The 451-nt window shown below is 61.9% G+C and carries 1 protein-coding gene; it reads left to right on the plus strand.

Going from position 1 to position 451, the window contains the following annotated elements; translation table 11 throughout:
• Positions 1-367, plus strand: a 367-nt coding sequence (locus BG61_RS38930; RefSeq protein ID WP_035943874.1) for a sensor histidine kinase, incomplete at its 5' end; no start/stop codon positions are given.
• Positions 368-451 lie beyond the last annotated feature (84 nt).

A 451-nucleotide genomic window follows, 5' to 3' on the forward strand; every position in this document is an offset into this window, starting at 1 on the left:
CGTTGGCGACTCGAACGGTGTCTGGGACGGCCGGCGGCTTCAGCAGCTGCTCGGCAATCTCGTTCTGAATGCATTCAAGTACGGGACGCCCGACGCGCCTATGCGCGTGGTGCTCACGGGTACGGCTGCAGAAATTTGCTTTGAGGTGAAAAACAGCGGGCCCGTTATCGAGCGATCGACCTTGGACCGCATCTTTGACCCGCTTCACCGTGGCGCAGAGAAAGAGCACAACTACGAAGCCGAGAGTCACCTCGGGCTCGGTCTGTACATCGCACGGAAGATTGCCGAGGCCCACGGCTGCACGCTGGAAGCGCGCTCGGACGCAATAGAAACTGTTTTCACCGTGCGGCTACCGCGCTCCCGATAGCCGGCGCGTACGGTCTGACCTTCGGCCGCCCAAATCATGGGCGGCATATGGCGTCGCGCCGGAGCTTAAAAGTCGAAGGGCCGC

The sequence above is a fragment of the Caballeronia glathei genome, from assembly GCF_000698595.1.
Lineage (GTDB): Bacteria > Pseudomonadota > Gammaproteobacteria > Burkholderiales > Burkholderiaceae > Caballeronia > Caballeronia glathei.